This window comes from Nostoc sp. JL23, from assembly GCF_017115065.1.
Classification (GTDB): domain Bacteria; phylum Cyanobacteriota; class Cyanobacteriia; order Cyanobacteriales; family Nostocaceae; genus Nostoc; species Nostoc punctiforme_A.
Window position 1 is genome coordinate 1 of sequence record NZ_JABXKN010000066.1, and the last position, 22,521, is coordinate 22,521.

Here is a 22,521-nt window from a genome sequence, read left to right on the forward strand (position 1 = left end):
CGAATTACGTTAGCGCAGCGGTAGCGACGCAGGAGCGTCATTACGAATTATTTAAACGTGTGATTCGCAAACTTGCTCGCCCCGCCATAATTGATATAGCCGAGTTGCTGGCATCGTCATATATAAAACATCACCAGCGCTGAGATTGGTTTCTAGTAAATCCCAACCATGAAGAGTTTGGTGATTTGTTTCTACGTATAAAGGTACGCAATCAGCGGACATTGCTACATCTTTCACCCACTGACCGCAAAAGATGTGTGAAGCTGTAATCACAGTCGCAAAAGCCACCCAAAGACTATCGGCTGTGATGCCATTGCCAAGGATACGTCCCCCTAGTGCAGCGGCGGCAAAAGCTGGGGCTGCCAGTTCAGCCGGACTCAGTACGGCCTCGAAGCCAAATAGCTGTTGCGCTATACCAGCAAAATCAGGATCGGCATAATGAACAATCACCGGAATGCTGGGTGTTAAACCTTTGGCTTTGAGGGCAATTTCCAGATTGGTAGCATCATTGCTAGTCACAGCAAGTACTGCGGCGGCAGACTCTATATTGCTGGCTTTGAGTATTGTGCGGAAGCTGGCATCGCCCTGAATGACGGGAATACCCAATTCGCGGGCGGTGTTGATATATTTATTGTTGGAGTCGGGTTCAACTACTACAACTTCATGTCCGCTGGCGTGGAGTTGCTGGACAATTCTTACCCCAATACCACTCAAGCCACAGACAATGTAGTGTGATCGCTGGGGAATTCGGGCTGCATCCCAAAATTGCTTAAAGCGGCTCCCTAAGACAAAATCGGTGAGCATGGCATACCAAATACCAATCACCACTGCTCCAACCAGCATCATGACAACAGTAAATAATTTAATGGTGTTAGGAGCATTTTCTACTACTTTGTCATTTCCACCTGCTCCTGTAATCATGCCTACAGAAAAATATAGAGCATCTACAGGAGACAAACTCAACTCAGCCGACATATAGGTGAATGTAGCGATCGCAATAACTGTCAATAGTGCAATAGCACCCAGTACTACAGATCGCCCGTGTTCCTGAAACTGCCTAAAATTAGTCAAAACTTTCAGCAGTTTTCTAATTAATGATCTGCGGGGGGAACGGATGCGGGGTTGAGTGCCAACAATTAAGCGATCGCCTACTTGGATCTCTTGTCCAGATATTACCCCTGACACCAAATCTATCTCACCTTTGACTGGCAAGTAATAAATTAGCATCCGCGATCGGTCTTCCCACAATTCACTCAACCTTCGGCCCTTCCAGAAGTGGTTTTCATGAATGTATTCTTCATGGATTGGCCAAGTTTGCTGAAATAATTTGATTTGTCCGATCGCTCGATTTCCCATTGCTGCAAAGGTGAATACGGGTGCTGCTAATCCGACAACACTCATACTCAAATGATCTGGCAAACTTTGATCTAGGCGCTCTCCTAAATTTGTATTATAAAAACGGTTGATAATCCGAATCTGGGGATTCAGCACTCGCGCTTGCATCATAATAGATAAATTCAGAGCATCTTTAGATCCAGCGATGACTAAAGTGTGCGCCTGTTGAATGCCTGCTGCTGTCAGGGTAGAAGCTGCTTGTAAATCTCCAACAATCACATCTCCTGCTGTTTCGCCAGGGATAGATTGGTGATGAATGCCAACAACGAAGGCTCCCTGATGTCTCAGCAGACGAAAGGTTTTATATCCGGTACGTCCTAAGCCACAAACAATAATTCTGGGTTTCATGAAACGGCAGCATCTTTTACAGGTAGGGCTGCATTTCTAGTTAGTTATCAATATTGTTGCCCGTTTTCCTGGAATATTACTGTAGCTGACAACACGATTGTTTCAATTCCAGGTAGAAGGCAGGAAATATGATGATTAAGGGTAAAAGGTTGCATGAGTCGCAACGAGTTCAAGAAACCTCCAGAGAAAAAGACTAAGTAACAATTGCTACGTAGTTGGTCGCTCCTCTAAAATATTCACAATCTTCATAATACTCTTTGATATGCATTAATTGTGATGAAGGTAGAATGCGATATATCTGATAATCCAAAGAACTTAATAATTCATAGAAATCCCGAAAGTATGTTCGATAATTAATATTTCCTATACCAAACTCAAATGTGAGCGCCCTGATTACTTTGTTCTTTAAACTCTTTTCTGCGCCTTGGAGTGCCTCAAGTTCGTGTCCTTCAATATCCATTTTCATGAAATCAACACGTTCTACCTTGTAGTCTTCAATAATGTCATCGATAGTAACAGTATTAACTTCAAGAGTACTAAATTGCCTATCTTGTGAATAAGAGTCATACCTTTGATGTAGTGACGCAATTGGAGACGTTTCACTAGGTGTATGTAGTCTTACTAATCCTTTGGTAGAACTGACAGCGCAAGGAATAAGTAAGGAATTAGTGATATTTTTGGTTTTAATTATCTGCTGACAATTAGGCAGAGGCTCAAACATGAAAATCTGTGCTTCGGGGAAAAGCTTGTTAAGCTGGAACGACCATTCGCCAATGTTTGCACCTACATCGAATAAGATTGGTGAAGAAGTTTTTATTGCATTCTTCGCTGCATTTATCTCAGTGTCAAAAGCCCAGCCAGATCCACTCCCTTTGCCTAGTAGAACACACCAGTAAGCCTCCGCTAATCTAGCAAAACTTTCAGTTCTGGAATTAGCAACTAGCATACTTAGTGGACGTGCTAAAACTTTCGCTGTTTTATTGATTATGCTTGGCTTATATGGTTTCATAAACTTTCTTATTTTTTGCTGACTGTATTTATTTTGAGTTCCACTTCGCGTTACTAACCTTTTCGATGTGGCTTAGTCAAACACTAGTATTCTGTTTACCACTATTCCCAATCCACGTAAACTTACTTTACAAAATTTAAAGATGTAATTATATAGAAAAATATAATAAAAAGCAAAATTAATATAAACTAAAGTTTTTTATTTATCAAATAAAATTTTATTTACTGATTACAGATGTAATGTCTAATAAAATTTTATTTATTTGTTAATACAAATGCATTATATTGTATTCAAAAACGCACCTATTTATTGTGTTCAAAAGCATTATGTGATACCAATTTGTGCTGAGAATACATAAGTAAAATTTATGAGTATATACTGAGGGAATTTTCCGTAAACTCGAACTGCCCTGTCTACGACACGCTGCGCGAACAGCAAGAACTGCCTTCCTTCAAGAACTGCCTTCCTTGATAAAAGAAGATAGAAAAATATGGCAATTTTTGTAGGTTGTGATACGCTATCTGCTTGAGAAGTGTCGAGGAACCGAAAATGACTAAGCTGCGCGTGGGGTTACTGTTTGGCGGTCGTTCGGGAGAACATGAAGTTTCGATCAAATCAGCACGGGCGATCGCTAAAGCCTTGAGTGCAGAGCAAAATGCTAATAAGTATGAAATACTGCCTTTTTACATCCAAAAAGATGGACGCTGGTTGGCAGGAGAAGCACCCGAAAAGGTTTTAACAACCGGCAGTCCGCTGCTGGAATCGGAAGAATCAACTTCTGAGGGAAATCTGACATCCAACCCTCAAGCCCAAACTCTGAGCAATTGGCAATCTCCCTCTCAAGTTGCCCAAGTGGATGTTTGGTTTCCCATTCTCCACGGCCCCAACGGTGAAGATGGAACAATTCAAGGGTTACTCACCTTGATGCAAGTCCCCTTTGTCGGTTCTGGGGTGTTAGGTTCGGCAATGGGGATGGATAAAATTGCCATGAAAATGGCCTTTGAGCAAGCAGGATTACCACAGGTAAAATATAAGGCGGTAACTAGAGCGCAAGTTTGGTCTAATCCTTGCGTATTTCCGAAACTGTGTGATGACATTGAGGCAGCATTAGGTTATCCTGCTTTTGTCAAGCCAGCTAATTTGGGTTCATCAGTGGGTATTGCCAAAGTGCGATCGCGCCAAGAATTAGAAGCCGCTTTAGATAGTGCTGCCAGTTACGATCGCCGACTAGTTGTAGAAGCGGGAGTAGTCGCTAGAGAAGTTGAGTGTGCCGTTTTAGGTAACGATCAACCCCAAGCCTCTGTCATTGGAGAGATTACTTATGACAGCGATTTTTATGATTATGAAACTAAATATACTGAGGGTCGGGCAGATTTACTGATCCCTGCACAACTTCCAGAGGCGATCGCTCGTCAAATTCAGGACATGGCTTTGCAAGCTTTTGCCGCTGTTGACGCTGCTGGGTTAGCAAGGGTAGATTTTTTCTATGTGGAAGCAACACAAGAAGTATTTATTAACGAAATCAATACGTTACCAGGCTTTACTGCAACAAGTATGTATCCTCAACTCTGGGCACATAGTGGAGTCTCCTTTCCAGAATTAGTCGATCGGTTAATTCAACTTGCTCTTGAAAGGCATTCTCCTAGCTGACAGAATAAATCAGCAAACTGATTTCAGATTATTACGGTAAAAAGTCACAATAAATACAGAACTTTGGCAAAATTTAGCCAGATTTTGTAGCTTATATTTTACAAAAAAGCTACTAAAATCTGAACTTTGTTACGGATACCTGATGCTTGACTCCTCCAGTACAATTTATTGACTAGAGGGGTACAAATCTGAAAGTAATCATGGAAAAAAGTCAGAGTGTACAGCGCGAGCGAACCCAATTAAAAAGGGCTACTCCAGAGCTGACAAACAGGAAATCGAGACTAAGAAACAGCTCGAATGTTCTGATATATCTGGTTGCACATCATCCTTGGCTATTGTTAACCGGGTGTTTAGCCATGTTTCTGGGAGGTGGCACCTTTGCCTTATATAGCTTAGGTAATGCTGGCCCCGTGCCACAAGAAGAACCAGAAAAAATCCCAGTTATAGTTGAAGAACCAATCAGTCCGCCCTCTGAGAATAGCAATCCTACACCTTTATGGATGGTTGCTGCGATCGTTCTCAGCTGTGGTGGTGGTTCCTTGCTGATTTTCCGAATGCTTAACCGCACCAAGCAACCGCAAAAAGTTCAAAAACAGGTTAATCGCCATCAGGTACGCTTGGCACAGAAGCATCACCAAAAATTGGCACCAAATCTTCCCAAGAGTCAGCCAATTTTTGTGCCACAGCCACAACTAATGCCCCTTATGCAGATGCAACCTAAAACAAAGCATCTGGTAACTGTTCTCCCAGCAGAACACAAGCACCACCTGGATACACGCACAGAACCCTTAGCAGACTTAATGGATCTTCGTAAAAATAGTTCATTGTCTGCTATTTTACGCCAGTATTAATACTACTGTAAAGTAAAACCCCGTTAAATTAACACTTTTTGCCAATTAACTTGGCTTAGATTCCCGACTTTCTCTAAGAAGTCGGGAATCTTGTTATGTACGAATAATTTATTTGCTATATAGAGGTTTAACTGCTTTTAAAAAGTTAGATATGAGCAATTAGGAAATTTAAAAACTTGCCAAAATGGCAACCAGCTTTTGATAATTCAAGTTAAATTGTATGAAGATAAACGACTTCAAGGGTTTGATTATCAGGGGCTACCACTTAAGCAAATTCCGTTTGTAAAACACTATTTACTAGGTGATTTACAAAAACAAAAGGCTATTTCTAACAATTATTTGCCGAGTATTTATCTCAGTAAATAAATTCAATAATCAGGTTTGGCATTTGCTGCAACAGGAATATTCAATGCGTGCAGGCGTTGTTGTTAAACTACGCATTAGCCCCCAAGTAACGGGTAACGTCTGTATACATTCCTGTTCGCTTCAGCAGCAAATGGTAGAGTGGGAGTTTGAAAGCTGACTGATATGCTTCCTCCCACTCTCTTTTTATCTAATTCGTAATTCGTAATTCGTAATTATTGTTGAAACACTCGCACGTCATTGTGAAGTGTTTTGGTATATTTGGGATATTCCCATTAAAATACGAATTCTTCTTTAAAAGTCAGTATCTCGCAAAAACTCAAGAATCGTTTTATTCAACACCTCAGAAGCACCAGTGGAGGCATCATGACAGCAGTTAGATAAAATCTGTAATTTGGAATTAGGGATATGTTGATGTAATTTTCTACCATGACTAGCAGGAAACCAACTATCTTGCTCACCCCATAAAACTAGTGTAGGACACTTAATCGCACTCAGGTTATTTTGAATTTTGGTGAGCATATTGGGCTTATTTGCTTGCCAATTCTCAATTTCTCGCGCGGCTATTTGTAACTCTTCGGCAACTTTTGCGATCGTACCAGGCAATTCAGTAAACGGGTAAGTTATCCAATAGATATCTTCCTGCGTCAAAATTGAGGGATCGAATAATACCCTACGTCTTTCTATTGCCATAACTTCTCTAAATAGAGGTGCAAACAAATATGCCAGACGTAAGGAATCAATTGTTTGCATTACTTCTAGGGGAGTTTGGGCAAGCAACCACATAGACCAATGGGGTAGCTGTTCGGCAAAAACAGGTACGTTTACTACTACAAGCCGTCCGATTAACTGCGGATTTTCTTGAGCAAGAGCAAGGGCAACTAATCCCCCCAGAGATTCTGCCACAATTACTGCGGGTTCATCACATAATGCCTGAATAATTCTTTGAAATTCAATAACTTGATGACCGTTGTGTTCTTTACGAGATAATGGTTTTTCAGAAAAACCAAAACCTTTGGCATCAAAACAAATTACTCGGTAATATTTAGATAGTGCTGCTACACTGTGGCGCCAATTGTAGCTCCAACTCCCCATACCATGTAATAAAATTAGCGGTTTACCTCTACCTCTTTCGCCATAAGCAATTTGTACAGGATACCCTGTAGCATCACTAATAACTAGACTTTGCCGACCTTTGGGAAAAGTAGCTTGCCACCAATCTTTCATTCTTTTATTAATAAACAATTTAACCGCCAGTTACGGCGTTCCACAGGATTCTAATTAGGATCACAGGCAATGCTACTAAGACAATGGAGATTAGCAACAATCCAACCAAAACGGCAAAGATAAACCATCTGTCTGCACTCTTTTGCTCGCTGGGAAACTTTAAGTATTCTTCCAAGAGCTTGATATTATTAGTATTAGCTCTCCAGGCAAAATCAAAAAAGTCTCCCAAAACTGGGACAGCGCCTACCAAGCCATCAATGATTACGTTCAAAACCATTTTACCTAGAGTGGCTCTAGATACGCCTAGCCGTGCTGCTTCTAAAATGATGTAGCTAGAAAACATTATTCCCAAAAAATCACCACCAATCGGTATGAGTCCTAAAATTGGATCTAAACCAAAACCAATCTTTGTACCAGGAATGGTAATAACATTATCCAGCAACCGACTTAACTGACGCAGGCGCTTCAAGGTGGGTGCTTTGGCATCAGGTTCAATCATCGAAAATCGAGGAGGAGAATCAGGCATGGAGGCGATCGCTAACTTTGTATTGAATCGTTAGATATTTTACTCCCCTACTGAGCTTTTGCAATCATTTTCTCAGGGATTTACGAATTAATATTTGACTTGCGATTGCGGCTGGGCTTTTAACTGGGCTTTTAAGCGCATATCTTCGCCGACAGTCACGTTCAACTGATCGCCGATTAACAGAACAGCAGCACTCATTGACAGCCAGAGCATTAAAACTATCACAGCTCCTACAGCACCATATACTTTATTATAATTGCCAAAATTCGCCACATACAGCCGAAATAGGGCAGACAACATTGCCCAAAAAACAGCTGCTAAAATTGCTCCAGGCATCATTGGCGTACCTGAGTTCCACTTGCTTGGGCCATAGCGATAGACAAAGCCAAAGGCGACAGCGACAATACTTAAAGCTAAAGGCCAGCGTAACAGTAGCCAAAGATCCAACAAAAAGATCAAAGAACTATTTTCGCGCACTACTATTCCTAAAAGCCAGTCGCTAGTAAACACTGAGAAAGAAGCCAATACTAAAAGCAACATAGTACCGACTGTTAATCCCAGAGAGACAAGTTTGGCTTTCCAAAAGGGGCGGATGTTTTCTGAAGGAATTTGATGGATTTGATCGAGGGCTGTCATTGCTGTACTCACCGCCCCAGAAGCAGTCCAAATTGCTAATACAAAGCTTAGAGAAAACAAACCGCTGTTTTTGGAATTGGTAATTTCTGTGGTGGCAAAATCACGAATCAGATCCAGGGCTTGTTCAGGTAGGACTTGACTTAGTTGTGCCGCCAGTTGCTTAAAGGTGTTTTGTAAAGATTCTGCCAATAAGCCAATGGCTGTGATGATAGCAAGAATTGCTGGAAACAGCGATAGCATTGCATTGTAGGCGATTTCCGAGGCGAGTCCTAAAAGTCGCCTTTCGATTGTTCTGGAAAAAGTTTTTTTAATCGTGCGCCAATTGAGGTGGCGAAAGAAGCGAAAAAAACGAGGCTTTGGCATAATTTAGAGTTAAAACTGGTTGGGTTTATTAACTACTGTGCTAAATTTTGCGTAGCGATCGCATCTATCTTTCTACCGCAAGAATACCGAGTGCGAAGTGAGGGAGAGTTCCTAACTAATGACTATTAATCTATGAATCAAGATTTAACACAACAGTGGTTGACAGAAATCCAGGTAATCAAAGAGCAGATGGCACAGTTGCAACACGAGCGCGATACGGCTTGGGAGAGTGCCCAAAAATGGCGCCAGCTTTACAATACAGAAGCAGAACAACGCCGCACAGATGCCCAACTTTCCCAACAGACGATCGCCTCTCTCAAGGCAGAACTGCATAAACTCCAAGGTCTTGAAGTAGACACACTGGCTGCTGGGACACCAGTAGCAATTCAACAAGAAATAGAACAGCTAAAATCTGTGGAAGACTTGCAAGCTAAACTTATCGCCGCAATTAAAGAACGCGATCGCCTCTTGCAAGCTTTGAAAACTGAGCAGGACAATCACGCCCAAACTCGCAATAACCTGACTACTGCCTTGGGTGATGCTATTGATAGCTTGGCACACGAAAGAGCAGGGACGGAGAGTAGGGGAGCAGGGGAGAAGTTGCAGTAAGTTTTTCTCCTCTGCCCCTGTGCCCCTGTGCCCCCCTGCCTCTTCCCATACCCAATGCCCTAAAATCCCATTGCCTTGGCTACTGCGCCCAGTTCCGCCGCGATACCTTGTTGAAATTGACTGTGATTGTGTTTAATGGCTGTATCTGGGTCTTTTAGACCATTGCCTGTGAGAACACAAACGACTGTCGCCCCTGTGGGAACTTGGTCTTTCACCTGCAACAACCCGGCTACAGAAGCGGCGCTAGCAGGTTCGCAGAAGATACCTTCTGATGCTGCTAAAAGTCGATAAGCATCGAGAATTTCGGCATCGGTAACGGCGTGGAAATTTCCCTGACTGGCGGTTTGGGCTGCGATCGCTAAATCCCAACTTGCAGGGTTGCCAATGCGAATTGCTGTCGCTAGGGTTTCGGGATGCGCCACTGGCTGACCGTGTACTAAGGGGGCTGCTCCTGCGGCTTGGAATCCCATCATCTTGGGTAGGCGATCGCACTTTCTGGCTTGATGATATTGACAAAATCCCATCCAATATGCTGTGATATTTCCGGCATTTCCCACGGGAATACACAACCAGTCTGGTGCGTCACCCAATGCGTCGACAACTTCAAAGGCTGCTGTTTTTTGTCCTTCTAGTCTGTAGGGATTGACCGAATTCACCAAAGTTATCGGATAGCTTTCGGCCATCTCGCGGACAATTTCTAGCGCTTGGTCAAAATTACCTTTAATTGCCAATACTTCTGCGCCGTACAACAACGCTTGAGCTAACTTGCCCAGTGCCACATAGCCGTCGGGAATCAGTACAAAGGCATTCATGCCTCCACGTCTGGCATAAGCGGCGGCGGCGGCTGAGGTGTTGCCCGTGCTGGCACAAATTACTGCTTTTGCCCCTGCTTCCTTGGCCTTGGAAATTGCCATAGTCATCCCCCGGTCTTTGAAACTACCGGTGGGATTCAGACCATCGTATTTTACAAAAACCCGTACTTGTCTGCCAATGCGTTCTGCGATCGCTGGCGCTGGTATTAGAGGTGTGTTGCCCTCCAATAGAGTGACAATCGGTGTTTCTTCGCTGACAGGCAAGTATTCGCGATAGGCTTCTATCAGTCCTGGCCAGGGTTGGCGATGAGATGTAGCAACAGACAGGCTCAAAGTCACGGGATTTAAAATTTCTTAATGTAAGGATTGGATATTTAGAAAGGGTGGGATAGGGAACCGCAAAATGGGAAAGAGGAAGAAAGTAGATTTTTCCTTACCAGTTACCCGTTCCGAGTTCCCTAATTCCAAAGAATCTTGTTAAGAATATTATTTTTTGTGGTGCAGGCGTTTCACTTGCTATTTTATTTAGAACGTTAATTTATCATAAACCGCCACGGCGACCTTCGCTTCAACAAATTAGCTTAGAGGATACTGACGAGGTGAAAAGTCATCTGTAAATCTATAGAACTCTTATTTGACTTTTGAACAAGACTCAGTACGTATCTATCCTTTTTTTCTATTCCCTATTCACAGACTTACCTCATAACTCTCTGAAATGCTGATTTATCCGTGGTTAAAGCCGCTTTGAGTGCCTTCGTTTAGTCAACTGTATCAGTGTATTTTCCCACCCCTATTCGCTTCAGTAAAGATAGGAAAATACTTAAGAGGCTGTCCCTTTTTGATGATAGTCTTCTACCTCCCTTTCTACGAGAGACTGCACCAAGTGTAAGTGCTTCGCCCTACATTTTTTCATAATTTAGCGTAATTCTTGATATAGTCTACATATAATTTCTTGCGTAAATTCCCTAAAAACGGCGATAATCATTTGTACAACCATAATTGATAAGCTATAAATTAGCTATTCCTAAGTAGCGTCTAGTGTAGGGAAGCTTTACACACTTGGGTCAGTGTTTTTTTTAATGGAACACAGCCATTCTAATCACCGTCTTTTATGATTGAACCCAAAATCCATTAGAGTAATTGATTGAAAATATACAATAATTTAATAAAGCTTAAAAGAGCATTATTATAATATTTCTAATGGTGTGAGTTAAATAGTGGATTTAATTAGCGATGCCTACTTATTTATCTAGTGTTTCCGATCGCGAGTCCCAGACTGCCTGGGTCAGTAAGTTAACCAAGTCTTATTATCAAGACGACCAGCAAGCTAAATTGATGCATTTACAAGCAGAGGTAGACTCCCTGTTACAGCAGTTAGAAAACCTAAAGCACCAACGTCTAGCCGAAACCAACCAAAAAGAAGAATAAGTCAGTCTTGCAGATAGCGATGTCTACGACGGGCTACGCCTACGCTTTTCCCCTCTCTAATCTAAATTTGAGAAAAGGGGAAATTTGAGTCAGGGGTGCGTTATTCAAAGCGCTGATTTTTCTCTGACCAGCGCCTCAAACTGTAGTTATGAGCATTTTCTACCAGTAAAGCTAAGGATTGCACCCCTGAAAGCTTGGCGATCGCCGAGAGTCTTTGTAAGTAATTTCCTGTAAAATCAGTGTAAATGACCTTATTTACATCAGACAAAATTATAGTCCTGTCACGGCGTTGCTCTGGTTTTTCTCCCTGAATTTCAGGTGTCGGCTGATTCAAGGATGCTATTGCTTCTGGTGAGATAGTCAGGATTATTTCTGATTGAGCGTTATTTGTTAAATCAATCACTTGAACGGGCCAATCACCCAATTTTTCTTGCATCTGTTCAAAGCTAGGAATAGCACCAGATGGAACTTCACCAGATTTTTGTAAAGATTGCCACAGACTCGATAGCATTACCTTCACCCCTTGGGGATTTTGTTGATGCAGCTCTCGTAGAGTAATAGGAGATGGTTGCACCCATTCCAGTGCTGCATTTGTCAAAGCCAAAGGTTTGGGTTGGAGAACATCGTTTTGATTATCTGGAATTTTTGGGCCAGCAGCTAATAGGCGCAAAACTTTACCTTGTAGTTGCACCGCTTTGATAGCGGCTATATTAATTTTTTGTTCTCCATTTGGCAACCAGACTACAATCTGGATTTCCCGGTCAGAAGTGATTCCCAAAGTTTTCCAGAAAAATTTGGCGGCGTCAGTTTTCGGTGGGTTGAAATTCTCAAAGGGGAAATTTAGCCAGCGTTTCCCGTCATTAAATGCACTCACCTCCACCTGATACCAAACTTGGTTATCCGTAAGTTTCAAATCTGCCGGGGAATTTGGTTGCAGCCATTCGGTATTGGTAACTTGAGTAATTGGTTGCACCGTACCAACAATCTGACTAGGGTGAGTAGAGGATATTTGCGACTTTGTACCCTCACCATTGAGTCTTGCCAACAAACCTTGAATATAGGCAAGATTTTCTTTTGTAATTTTTGGTTGCGCCTTTAACCAAGAATTAGTATGTCTTTCTCCCCGCTGAACTGCTAAAATCAACGCGAACCAAGCTTGCACCTCTCGTCTATTTGGGTTCAGCTGCAACGCCGCCGCTGTGCGATTCCACAACCGTTTTTTATCAGCTTTAAGTAGAGTAGCAATTTCTTGGGCATTATGTGGCGACGCTTCAAACACCTGTAAAGCTTTTTCCCAGCGACCATCAATCAAATCTGCCAGCACTTCTTGACTAGGACTTGCCCAAATTTTCTGGGCTTGGGTTTTAGTAAGTTGAGAATGCAAGCGAATCACATCCATTTGCGCTTGCGCAGCTTCTGGTAAAACTCCTTTGCGCTGTTTCTTGATGAATTTCAACCATTCAAAAGCTGGTGTCCACAATCCACTACGGGCAATTGACAGGGCGTTCTGGTATCCAGAATCCTTGAAAGTTGATGATTTGAGGGTAATCGCCTCCAATTGAATTGGTTTGAGGAACAGCTTCAAAGGCTTGACTTGGTAAACCTGTAAGTGCGGTTCTAAACCTACTGTTTGATCGACAACTAACTCTTTTGTACCATCACCAGTTACCTGCTGCCATTTGGGCAATTGTCCATTAGGACTAATCCAAGACAACATTTGTAGTAAATTCGTGCGTTCTGGATTGTAGTATACGACGTAACCGTAGCGGATAGTACCAGTTCCTTGTTGGCGTTTACCGCGCAAATCAAACCAAACTCCTGATGATGGTGTCTTACCTTCAAAGCGTTGCACTTCAGTTAAAGGTAGGGGAATACTGATATCCTGGGGTTCTGAAGTTTCATCAAGCAAAGAAGAAATCAAAAAGGATTCATCTGGGCCAGTTATAGGTAATTGAGTTGCTAGATAGTAATAATTTTCTGACTGAGATTTAAACTCTAACTCAACTGAGCGCTCGTAAACCCTAAGTTCCACAAGTTCTTCACAATCAAATTGGCAATTAGCACGTTGTTGAAAAACTGGTAATAAAAATGAGCTTTTGACATCCTGATGTAAAGGCAGAGTTTCCCCAAATATTTGGTTTTTTTTACTTAAATCGAGTTGAATTTGTTTGAGAGTTTGGGGGCGTTCGTGTTTACCAAGGGGGATTTGTGCCCATGCAGGTAAAATTTTATTTAGCCAGCTTACCTCGTCTGGATTGAAGATGAAGAGAACACTAATCCAGGCAAAAGCCATAAATAGACTAGCACTACTTAAGAGAATTGCGATCGCTAGTATTGACGACAACCAACTTCCTCGTTTTAATTTTTTCTGAGGTTTTTTAGCGACGCGTTTCATCGCACCAGCACCAGGTTGATTTAGTTTAGAGGCTTTTGGCGTCAGCTTGCGTGAACGATTTGCCATAAATTCGGGGTTAGAGAATTGAAGATTAGGGATTGAGAAAACTCTTTCCTAGTCCCCAGTCCCCACTCCCTAATACCCTGTTATACTCGCCCTTTCAAAAGTTGCCCAGAAGCATTAAGTCTAGTTTGGGGCAAAATCCGTAAATGTCCCCATGTGAACGCTCGATGATCGCGAATACACTCTTCACTTAAATATGTGAGCAAGAGTGTAAAAAATTGAAAGGTAGACTTATTAGCCCCAGTCATAGCAGAACCTGGATGCTAGCATGGTTACTAATTGCGGGAGTAAATGGAGTTGCACAAAAAGCATTATCACAAGAGTACATCAATCCAGAAACTACCCAGGAAATAGAAGTTAAGGGCGATAACATTATTCCCTCATCCTCCTCCATCTCCCCAGAAGAACCGATGTCCCAAGTTACATCGGTATCTCAACTCAAGGATGTACAACCCAACGATTGGGCATTCCAAGCTTTGCAATCTTTGGTAGAACGTTATGGTTGTATAGCTGGCTATCCAGATAACAACTATCGCGGTAATCGTGCCTTAACTCGGTATGAATTTGCTGCGGGTGTGAATGCTTGTTTAGATAGAGTCAACGAATTAATCACTACAGCCACCAGCGATTTAGTCACTCGTGAAGATTTAGCAATCTTACAAAAATTACAGTCAGAATTTGCTCCTGAATTAGCAACTTTGCAGGGTCGTGTCGATAATTTAGAAGCCAAAACTGCTGAAATTGAAGCCAACCAATTCTCAACAACAACTAAACTCAGTGGACTACTGATAGTTGGCATTCAAGGACGAACTAACAATCGTGGTGATGTTAATCCTAGAGATGGACAAAAGGATACAGATGATGCAGGGACAAATATTAATGTTATTTCCCTGGCGCAGTTGTATTTAACTAGTCAAATCACTCCCGGTAGTTACTTGTTTACAGGTCTTTTAGATGGTAGAGGAAAAACTTCGCCTAGATTTACCAATAGTGTTTCTCGGAATGATGTTTTTCTTGGCTACGAATTTCCTACAGATAGCTTGATTGTAAGTGACCTAAATTTTCATTGGCTGGTGACAAATAAATTAGCAGTAATGGTAGGAACAGAAGGCGTAAGTATTCCAGCTGCTTTCCGAGGCCCCAATCGGGTAGAAAGTGCTGCAACAGGGCCATTATCTTATTTTGCCCAAAGAAACCCAATTTTAAATATGGGATATGGTCACGGTGGTATAGCTATTGATTGGCAATTTGCTAAACGCGCTAGTTTACAAGCAATTTATACTAGTTATCAACCAGGAAATCCCGGTAAAGGTAGCGGTTTATTTGATGGAACTACCACTACAGGCGTGCAATTACTGCTGACACCAACCGATACTCTAGATTTAAGTTTGTATTACGTTAACAATTACGCTTCAGATGGTTGTTTGCTAACCTTTGTTGGTGATGAATGCTTAACTACAGTTAATACTACTACTGGAAAATCAGCACCGCTACAAACCAACGCCGTGGGTGCGACTCTCACTTGGCAAATTTCTCCCCGCATTAGTGCAGGTGCGTGGGGTGGTTATACTAAATCTTATATTCCTGGGCAATCGGGAAGTGTAGAAACGACAAATTATATGGTGTTTCTGAATTTCCCTGATTTATTTGCTAAAGGAAATTTAGGAGGAATTTATGTCGGTCAACCTCCTAAAATCACTAGTAGCGACTTACCTGTAGGAAATAATGTCCCTGATTTTATCAATACAGGTTTAGGACGTGCAGGTGGGCAACCAGGTACGACCACTCAAATTGAGGCATTTTATCGTTTTCACCTAACAGATAATATTAGTATTACACCAGGGATAATTCATCTTATCCAGCCTGGTAACACACCAGATAGTGACTCAGTTACTATCGGCATTCTGCGTAGTACTTTTAGTTTTTAATTTTAGTTTCACATCATAAGAAACTTTTACGGCTTCCCACAGGATGCACTCAGAACTTTGGGAGAAGCGGAGATTGATTTATTGGGAAACTTTAGAAAGTTGGTATAATAATCAACATATCTCCTTTAGTGCCCAATGCCATATTTTGAATAGATATAAAAAAGGTTTGGCTCACCACCAAACCTATATAAATCCAGTGCATAACAACATCCCAAATTAATTTACTAATTATTATATTCATCGGGCATCCTCCTATAGGATGTGTGCAAATACCCTAAAACCTGATATTTTCCTAATCTAGTATATAGGACTCATATCAATATTGTTCGATTTATCGCATCTTTGCGGTCTAAATTTTTATCAAAAAAACTTACCCGAACCGGATTGAGACTCAGATAGCAATCTGGATTTAAACGTGAGAAAATACAGGAATTTAAATTACGTATTTATCGGATTTTCAGAATTTTTTCTGACAAATGATTTATGATCGCTATATATAAAATCAATTGTAACCTAACACTAAAGTGCCAATTAATTAGCAATAAAAAAGATGGGCTTTAGCCCATCCTTTGTATAAAAAGTAAAAACATCTTGGTAATTTCTTCAACATATCAAAATATGATAATAAAAAACTGCCAAATTGCCAAATACTTACCAATCAACTATCAATACCAGCATTTCGATGATTTTATGTTTATAACTGCAAGCTAAAGAGCAAAAACTTTTTCATTGACTTAGCCAAGATTCTTGCTCAATTTCCTCCAAGGCTTTGAGTTCTCGAAGCCTTGGAGCGTTACACAAGGCGTGAATTGACTCCTTCGAGTTGATAATAAAGATTCCAGTGGTCGTAAACTACTACGCTGGAGGATTGTTGAGAATCTAATGTGAATGTTAAACGATCTCTGTACAGTCTCCTGCTATTTTGAATTTTAGAGTAGGTCAGTCAAAAGCTAAAAATTCCCAGGAATTCTTTTCTAGTTGCGGTTAAAATCATTTACAAAAGTTTTCGATATACTGAATTTGAAACCAATAAAAATAAGCCTGCCATTTGTGGCAAGCCTACATACGTTCATTTGCTAAATCTAGGTAGATGTTTTTAAGATTAACCACCAGCAACAGCAGGAACAATACTGACTTCATCGCCATCTTTCAAGGCTGTGTTTATACCATCTAGATAGCGGATATCTTCACTATCGACGTAAAAATTTACAAACCGACGTAGCTTACCTTGTTCATCGCACAATCGAGATTTAATACCGGGAAAGCTTTGTTCTAAGGAATCTAACAATTCAGCAATAGTGCTACCGCTGGATTCTAAAGTAGCTTGATTATTAGTAAAACTCTGAAGAGTCGTAGGAACTAAAACTTTTACAGCCATAGAAGTAAAAAGTGAAGAGTGGAGAGTTAGAAATAAAGTTCAGAGTAAAGAGTTATGAATATAAAAAACTCATAACTCCTAACTCCTAACTAAACGAGAACTTGTTGCCATTCCAAGCGATCAAGAGTACGCGATCGCTCCAAGGCGCGTTCAAAACTATCCAGTTTAGCATCAATAGTCAAGGGTTCACCAACGTAGCCTTGGATGGCTTCTTGGGTTTTCAAACCATTGCCTGTGATGTAAATCACGGTAGTTTCATCTGGATCAATTTTGCCAGCTTCTACCAGTTTTTTCAGCACGGCCACGGTTGTACCACCAGCCGTTTCTGTGAAGATGCCTTCTGTTTCTGCCAGCAACTTGATGCCATCAATAATTTCGGCATCATTGACTGATTCAATGTTACCACCAGTCTTGTGAGCTAGCTCCACAGCATAAATACCGTCTGCTGGATTGCCGATCGCTAGCGATTTCGCTATTGTATTCGGTTTTACTGGCTTAATAAAGTCGCGTCCTTCTTTAAAGGCTTGGGCGATAGGCGAACAACCTTCAGCTTGAGCGCCGCTGAAACGGACGCTCTTGTTTTCTACCAAACCAACTTCGATAAATTCTTGGAACCCTTTATAAATTTTTGTAAAGAGCGAACCAGAAGCCAAGGGAGCAACAACATGATCCGGTAGTTCCCAGCCTAGTTGTTCCGCAACTTCAAAACCTAGCGTCTTAGAACCTTCAGAGTAATAAGGACGCAGGTTAATGTTGACAAAACCCCAACCGTGTGTATTAGCAACTTCCGAACAGAGACGATTGACTTGATCGTAGTTGCCTTTGACGGCCATGAGGGTGGGACTGTAGATCAAGCTACCGATAATTTTACCGGCTTCTAAATCTGCGGGGATGAACACACAGCAGTCTAAACCGGCATGAGCTGCGATCGCAGCTGTAGAATTTGCTAAATTACCAGTGCTAGCGCAAGAAACAGTAGTGAAACCTAACTCCCGCGCTCTGGATAGAGCGACTGACACCACCCGATCCTTAAAGCTTAAGGTGGGCATATTCACAGCATCATTTTTTATATAAAGCTTATTTAGACCCAGGCGACGAGCAAGACGGTGGGAACGAACTAGGGGAGTCATACCAGTTCCCACATCTATAACATTGTCAGTTGCGACAGGCAAAAAGGGACGGTAGCGCCAAATTGAATTCGGCCCAGCTTGAATTGTTTCACGAGTGACAGTCAGACGTAGGGCGTTGTAGTCATATTTGACTTCTAACGGGCCAAAACATAACTCACAAACATTACTGGCTTTGAGTTCATATTCCGCACCACATTCCTTACACTTCAAGGCTTGAAAGTAGGCAGTGCTGGTTTGGGTTTGGGTCTGGGTTTTGATTGCCTGAGTCATAAACTAGCTTTCCCTGTTTGTCTGTCACTTGTAGCCTGATACTAACACGAGCAAAAATACCAGTCAAACATACCCGACTAAAAATATCGGGTATGTTTAGTATTGAGAGGAATGATTCTTGTAAAACTTTAATACTAGTAATCTCTGTTTTTAGTATTTACACGCATACCTTGAATGTTATGGAAAAATAAAATAGCTTCCCTTCTTCAGCATTAACACGGTAAACAAGTATGATTAAATCGCATTTTTTTATGACAAAATTGCATTTGTTGAAATTGCTATCCCATTTAAGCAATCTAGATCGCTTATTTAACGTTCAATTTTTTTGATCTAAATGACTTATATATTTCTGACAACAAAGACTCAGAAACATCTTTATATATAAGTTTTAGGGTTTTTTGCATCTGATTAAACCACTAAAATTGTTATGTGTGTTGCCAAAATAAAGTTAATTTTTCAGCTTTGATGTAGTCATTCACAGCTAGAGAAGTTACTTATTTATACGGAAGATTTTTTTTGCTTTAAAAGCTACATTGCTATTTACATCTCTAATTCAGCAAAATACAGTAATAAATTACACATATTTGCGATTGCCAGTTTTGATTCTCAACGGTAAGCGTAAAACAACTAGACAAGTTCTTTCTGGTTATTGTCTCAATATAATTTCCAAGGAGTGTCAATAATTTAACTCCTTAAATATGCATTCCCAAAACGTTGAAGTTTTGGGAAGCCATAATCGGTAATTCCTAAAAGGGAATTGCCGAACTTTATCCTGTCTCAAAATCCAAGATACAAGTTCAGCAAACAAACTAGCTCTATGGTAAATCGAAATCAATCTGTAAATAAGCAGCGTAAATTTTACCAATTTCTAGTAGCAACAGCATTATTAACAGGTAGCCTTTTCCAATTTCTCGCACCTGTATTAGCTGACGGAACTACTGCGGGTACATCTATCAGTAACACTGCAACAGCAACCTACGAAGATCCCAACAGTCCAGGGACAACTATAAATGCCACTTCTAACACTGTCGTTGTTAGCATAGCAGAGGTTGCTGGAATCACCGTCACAGCGTCTGGTGTAACAGATAACAATGGCGGTAATGTTGCAGTTGGCGACTTACTAATCTACACCTATACCTTGACCAACGTAGGTAATGACCCTACCAAATTCCACATTCCCAACCAAGCGACAACAACTGGACCAGGTACAGTTTCTGGCACATTACCAAATGGTGGTACAGTTAATAGCCTGCAATATAGCACTGACGGTGGTCAAACTTGGATAAACGTCCCCCAAGGCGGCGTAGACACACCCTCAGTTCCGGTTAGCGGTACTGTGTTGGTGCGTGTGCCAGTAACTGTACAAGCTGGTGCTCAAACTAATGATGTCATTACCGTTACTCTTGGTAATACTCCTGGTGATGCTCAAAACCAACTGCGGAGTCCTGATGGTGGTGACATATTCACCGTAGATAACCCCGATGGTAGTGCTGGTGAAGTATCTGGCGCACCAGTTAATGGTACGCGGGAAGCTAGCGCCACAGAGCAAATTAAGGTTGGTTTAACGGTTAAGACCTATGCTTTAGCCACTATTCTCAAGATTCGCAGTGGCTATAACAATGCTGGCACCAGTGCAATTACAGATGACAAGTTGACCTACGATTTGAGTTTACGAGTTGAGTCCAACGATCCCACAGGACAGGGAATTACACCAGCAGCTTTGACGGGTACAAGCATCAACGTTGATGGTGTTGCTAGCACCCATATCTTGGTTTCTGATGCGATTCCTGCGGGTACAGATTTGGCAGTAGCACCAACTCCGCCTCCTGGTTGGCAAGCAGTTTATACCACCGATTTAGTTACAACTGATGCTAATACAGCCAATTGGAAAACTTTTCCCTTAAAAGGTGCTGATACACTCGCAGGTGTAACACGAGTTGGTTTTATCAATAATCCAGCTACTATTACTTCCATTGCTCCTGGTACAACTGTAAATGGCTTCTCGATTCAGCTAGCTGTTGAATCAACTGCATCTTCACCTTTAACTGTCGCTAATATCGCTCAATTGTTTGGTCAAACGCCTACTAGCAATTTCCCAGTCTACGACGAATCCGGCGACCAAAATCCCAGCAATTACGACGGCTCCCCAGGCAGTATGACACCTCCTACAGGTACAGATACCAATGGTGATGGTGTTCCCGATACTCTTCCGTCCGCCAACGTTGATGATGGCTATATTAACAATCCAGCAACTCCAGAAACTGGAACTGACACGGGTAATAACAACAGTGGTACTGGTACAGGCGGTGAGGCGAACGTCTTCACGGTGCAAGCACCTGTTGCTTCAGCGTTACTCAACGGGCCGCAAAATGCCCCAGATGCTACTGGGCCATCAGGTCTGACTAACGATGACTTCACCAACAAATCTTCTCTGGTTCCTGCTGGTACAGCACCTGGTAGTACACTTGACCCACAATCAGTTGGCTTTACCAACACTATTAAGAATAGTGGTACTGACTCAGGTGTTTTGAAGATAGAGCCAACTGCACCAACAACTATAGGAGATTTACCGAATAATACGAAGGTGACTATTACCTACGGTAGTCAGTCTGCTGTCTATACCTACAATAGTGCAACGGGAGTGTTTACAATAGCTGGTACAGCAATTACAATACCCAACGTTGCTCCTGGTGCAAGTATCAACTATGGTGTAGAAGTTGATTTACCTCCGGGAACGCAGTTATCTACTGATATTAATAGAGGCTTCCCAGTACCCATCACTGCTTCGATTGACAACTACACGACAGATACCAATGCTGATGGAATCAAGGATACTGGAAACGATAATATCTTTGATTCATTTAACATCACTATCGATCGCGTGTATACTGGCTTCCTGAAACTGCTGAAAGTGTCGCGAGTTTTACAAGGAACTGGGCCTGTAGTCCAGGGAAATGATGGCACATTCAGTATCAATGCGAAGAAGCCTGCACCAGGAAACATTATTGAGTACCAAATTCAATACACAAATATTTCCGATCCTCAATCTGGAACCGGTAATGTGATTTTGAATGCTAACAAAGTTGTGATTACTGAAGATGGTACGCAAAGCCCCAATAACTGGGCGCTAGACAACGATACCAACGGTCAAATTGATACTAGCAACATTGTTGGTTCAGCTAAGGATTCCGGGAGTGCAACCATCCAATTCTTCAGTGGTAATCCAGCTACTAACTCTGGCATTGACCAAACTGGGACTACGACAAACGCTGATGTTACTAAGTATGTGGATACTGTAACTGACACGATCGCACCAGGTATTCAAAGAACATTTACCTTCCAACGCAAAGTGAACTAATTCTTTGGAATTGGGGACTTTGAAGTTTGCAGACTCTGCTACAGAAGAGTCTGCGAACCATTTGACCTTATCCCCAACCCCAAACAGCGAGCAAATAGAAAAGTGATTTTTTCTTAGCAAAAGCTGGGAAAGATAAGTCAATAATTCACATTCTGGAATTTTTTTTTGAGGTTATTTATTTATATGAAGCGTGTTTCTCTTGCAGGTTTAGGAGCATTCGCTCTCATTGCTACAGTTCCATTTCTCGGTCAAATTCCGGGAATCGCAAATGTATGGCACTCAGAAAGTGCTGTTGCTCAGAATATCAAAACTCAAGGGCAAATTCAATTGCGTTTAGAAGCAGAAAAGCAGGTGGTGGCAAAGGATCGGCAGGGTAAGCAAAGCCAGAAATGGGAACCTTTGAAAGGTCAAGTTGTAGTGCGACCCGGAGATGTATTGCGATATACCTTGAGTGGCGAAAATCAGAGCGATCGCCCAGTGAAGAATTTGACTTTTAATCAACCTATTCCCAAAGGAATGGTCTACGTACTGAATTCTGTCAACGTCGCCAAAAATGCCAAAGTTGCTTATAGCATTGATGGCGGGCGTAGCTTTGTCGAAAATCCTACGGTTAAAGTTACTCTTCCTGGCGGCAAAGTGGAAACCAAACCAGCCCCAGCCACCGTTTACACCCATATCCGTTTGCAGATTCCGTTACTTGCGGCGAAGACAACAGTCAAGGCAACTTATCAAACCCAAATTCGCTGATTAACATGCCGCCTTGCTGACTCTAAAAAGAGCTG

General features: G+C 41.7%; 16 protein-coding genes. 7 read left to right on the forward strand and 9 right to left on the reverse strand.

Features of this window, described 5'->3' with window-relative positions; genetic code table 11:
- Positions 1-51: 51 nt before the first annotated feature.
- Both HWQ42_RS13205 and HWQ42_RS13210 read right to left on the reverse strand, forming a co-directional pair.
- Positions 52-1,743, reverse strand: a complete 1,692-nt coding sequence (locus tag HWQ42_RS13205; RefSeq protein WP_292737165.1) for an NAD-binding protein — start codon at positions 1,741-1,743, stop codon at positions 52-54.
- A gap of 193 nt (positions 1,744-1,936) precedes the next feature.
- Positions 1,937-2,752, reverse strand: coding sequence for an FkbM family methyltransferase (locus HWQ42_RS13210; RefSeq protein WP_292812659.1), 816 nt, complete (start codon positions 2,750-2,752; stop codon positions 1,937-1,939).
- A 549-nt stretch (positions 2,753-3,301) separates the two neighbouring features.
- Here HWQ42_RS13210 and HWQ42_RS13215 point away from each other — a divergent pair.
- Together HWQ42_RS13215 and HWQ42_RS13220 are read left to right on the forward strand one after the other, a co-directional pair.
- A complete protein-coding gene (locus HWQ42_RS13215; RefSeq protein WP_292812661.1) occupies positions 3,302-4,402 on the forward strand; it encodes a D-alanine--D-alanine ligase family protein in 1,101 nt (366 codons plus the stop codon).
- A gap of 356 nt (positions 4,403-4,758) precedes the next feature.
- Entirely contained in the window at positions 4,759-5,253 is a 495-nt protein-coding gene (locus HWQ42_RS13220; protein ID WP_292812663.1) for a hypothetical protein, read from the forward strand.
- A gap of 657 nt (positions 5,254-5,910) precedes the next feature.
- Here HWQ42_RS13220 and HWQ42_RS13225 read toward each other — a convergent pair.
- From HWQ42_RS13225 to HWQ42_RS13235, 3 genes are all read right to left on the reverse strand, one after another.
- Positions 5,911-6,843 carry an alpha/beta hydrolase gene (locus tag HWQ42_RS13225; RefSeq protein ID WP_292812666.1) on the reverse strand — a complete coding sequence of 311 codons (933 nt, stop codon included), beginning with the start codon at positions 6,841-6,843 and terminating at the stop codon, positions 5,911-5,913.
- A gap of 19 nt (positions 6,844-6,862) precedes the next feature.
- The gene (locus HWQ42_RS13230) at positions 6,863-7,369 is read right to left on the reverse strand and encodes a DUF4112 domain-containing protein (RefSeq protein ID WP_292737156.1); all 507 of its coding nucleotides are present in this window, start codon (positions 7,367-7,369) and stop codon (positions 6,863-6,865) included.
- Positions 7,370-7,456: 87 nt separating this feature from the next.
- A complete protein-coding gene (locus HWQ42_RS13235) occupies positions 7,457-8,368 on the reverse strand; it encodes a YihY/virulence factor BrkB family protein (RefSeq protein WP_292812668.1) in 912 nt (303 codons plus the stop codon).
- A 132-nt stretch (positions 8,369-8,500) separates the two neighbouring features.
- Here HWQ42_RS13235 and HWQ42_RS13240 point away from each other — a divergent pair, with 132 nt between their 5' ends.
- Positions 8,501-8,977 (forward strand): hypothetical protein, encoded by a 477-nt coding sequence (locus HWQ42_RS13240; RefSeq protein ID WP_292737152.1) that lies wholly within the window; start codon positions 8,501-8,503, stop codon positions 8,975-8,977.
- Between the two features lie 59 nt (positions 8,978-9,036).
- Here the strand turns inward: HWQ42_RS13240 and thrC (HWQ42_RS13245) are convergent, their stop codons facing one another.
- The gene (thrC, locus tag HWQ42_RS13245; RefSeq protein ID WP_292737149.1) at positions 9,037-10,128 is read right to left on the reverse strand and encodes a threonine synthase; all 1,092 of its coding nucleotides are present in this window, start codon (positions 10,126-10,128) and stop codon (positions 9,037-9,039) included.
- An 894-nt stretch (positions 10,129-11,022) separates the two neighbouring features.
- Here thrC (HWQ42_RS13245) and HWQ42_RS13250 point away from each other — a divergent pair.
- A complete protein-coding gene (locus tag HWQ42_RS13250; RefSeq protein WP_194041136.1) occupies positions 11,023-11,217 on the forward strand; it encodes a hypothetical protein in 195 nt (64 codons plus the stop codon).
- Positions 11,218-11,317: 100 nt separating this feature from the next.
- Here HWQ42_RS13250 and HWQ42_RS13255 read toward each other — a convergent pair whose 3' ends face one another.
- Positions 11,318-13,678, reverse strand: a complete 2,361-nt coding sequence (locus tag HWQ42_RS13255; protein ID WP_292812671.1) for a hypothetical protein — start codon at positions 13,676-13,678, stop codon at positions 11,318-11,320.
- Between the two features lie 257 nt (positions 13,679-13,935).
- On the opposite strand from HWQ42_RS13255, the gene HWQ42_RS13260 reads away from it, so the two are divergent.
- Positions 13,936-15,603, forward strand: a complete 1,668-nt coding sequence (locus tag HWQ42_RS13260) for an iron uptake porin (RefSeq protein WP_292812673.1) — start codon at positions 13,936-13,938, stop codon at positions 15,601-15,603.
- A gap of 1,102 nt (positions 15,604-16,705) precedes the next feature.
- Here HWQ42_RS13260 and HWQ42_RS13265 read toward each other — a convergent pair.
- Positions 16,706-16,981 (reverse strand): ubiquitin-like small modifier protein 1, encoded by a 276-nt coding sequence (locus HWQ42_RS13265; RefSeq protein WP_292737141.1) that lies wholly within the window; start codon positions 16,979-16,981, stop codon positions 16,706-16,708.
- An 89-nt stretch (positions 16,982-17,070) separates the two neighbouring features.
- Complete coding sequence (gene thrC, locus HWQ42_RS13270; RefSeq protein WP_292812675.1) at positions 17,071-18,381, reverse strand: threonine synthase; 1,311 nt, start codon at positions 18,379-18,381, stop codon at positions 17,071-17,073.
- Positions 18,382-19,198: 817 nt separating this feature from the next.
- Between thrC (HWQ42_RS13270) and HWQ42_RS13275 the strand changes: the two genes are divergently transcribed.
- Both HWQ42_RS13275 and HWQ42_RS13280 read left to right on the forward strand, forming a co-directional pair.
- Entirely contained in the window at positions 19,199-21,739 is a 2,541-nt protein-coding gene (locus tag HWQ42_RS13275) for a hypothetical protein (protein WP_292812677.1), read from the forward strand.
- Between the two features lie 183 nt (positions 21,740-21,922).
- Entirely contained in the window at positions 21,923-22,486 is a 564-nt protein-coding gene (locus HWQ42_RS13280; RefSeq protein ID WP_292812679.1) for a hypothetical protein, read from the forward strand.
- Positions 22,487-22,521 lie beyond the last annotated feature (35 nt).

Bases quoted from the DNA above. Each gene is read 5' to 3' on its own strand.
- HWQ42_RS13205 (WP_292737165.1), bottom strand. From the start codon at position 1,743: ATGAAACCCAGAATTATTGTTTGTGGCTTAGGACGTACCGGATATAAA.
- HWQ42_RS13210 (WP_292812659.1), bottom strand. From the start codon at position 2,752: ATGAAACCATATAAGCCAAGCATAATCAATAAAACAGCGAAAGTTTTA.
- HWQ42_RS13215 (WP_292812661.1), top strand. From the start codon at position 3,302: ATGACTAAGCTGCGCGTGGGGTTACTGTTTGGCGGTCGTTCGGGAGAA.
- HWQ42_RS13220 (WP_292812663.1), top strand. From the start codon at position 4,759: ATGTTTCTGGGAGGTGGCACCTTTGCCTTATATAGCTTAGGTAATGCT.
- HWQ42_RS13225 (WP_292812666.1), bottom strand. From the start codon at position 6,843: ATGAAAGATTGGTGGCAAGCTACTTTTCCCAAAGGTCGGCAAAGTCTA.
- HWQ42_RS13230 (WP_292737156.1), bottom strand. From the start codon at position 7,369: ATGCCTGATTCTCCTCCTCGATTTTCGATGATTGAACCTGATGCCAAA.
- HWQ42_RS13235 (WP_292812668.1), bottom strand. From the start codon at position 8,368: ATGCCAAAGCCTCGTTTTTTTCGCTTCTTTCGCCACCTCAATTGGCGC.
- HWQ42_RS13240 (WP_292737152.1), top strand. From the start codon at position 8,501: ATGAATCAAGATTTAACACAACAGTGGTTGACAGAAATCCAGGTAATC.
- HWQ42_RS13250 (WP_194041136.1), top strand. From the start codon at position 11,023: ATGCCTACTTATTTATCTAGTGTTTCCGATCGCGAGTCCCAGACTGCC.
- HWQ42_RS13255 (WP_292812671.1), bottom strand. From the start codon at position 13,678: ATGGCAAATCGTTCACGCAAGCTGACGCCAAAAGCCTCTAAACTAAAT.
- HWQ42_RS13260 (WP_292812673.1), top strand. From the start codon at position 13,936: ATGCTAGCATGGTTACTAATTGCGGGAGTAAATGGAGTTGCACAAAAA.
- HWQ42_RS13265 (WP_292737141.1), bottom strand. From the start codon at position 16,981: ATGGCTGTAAAAGTTTTAGTTCCTACGACTCTTCAGAGTTTTACTAAT.
- thrC (WP_292812675.1), bottom strand. From the start codon at position 18,381: ATGACTCAGGCAATCAAAACCCAGACCCAAACCCAAACCAGCACTGCC.
- HWQ42_RS13275 (WP_292812677.1), top strand. From the start codon at position 19,199: ATGGTAAATCGAAATCAATCTGTAAATAAGCAGCGTAAATTTTACCAA.
- HWQ42_RS13280 (WP_292812679.1), top strand. From the start codon at position 21,923: ATGAAGCGTGTTTCTCTTGCAGGTTTAGGAGCATTCGCTCTCATTGCT.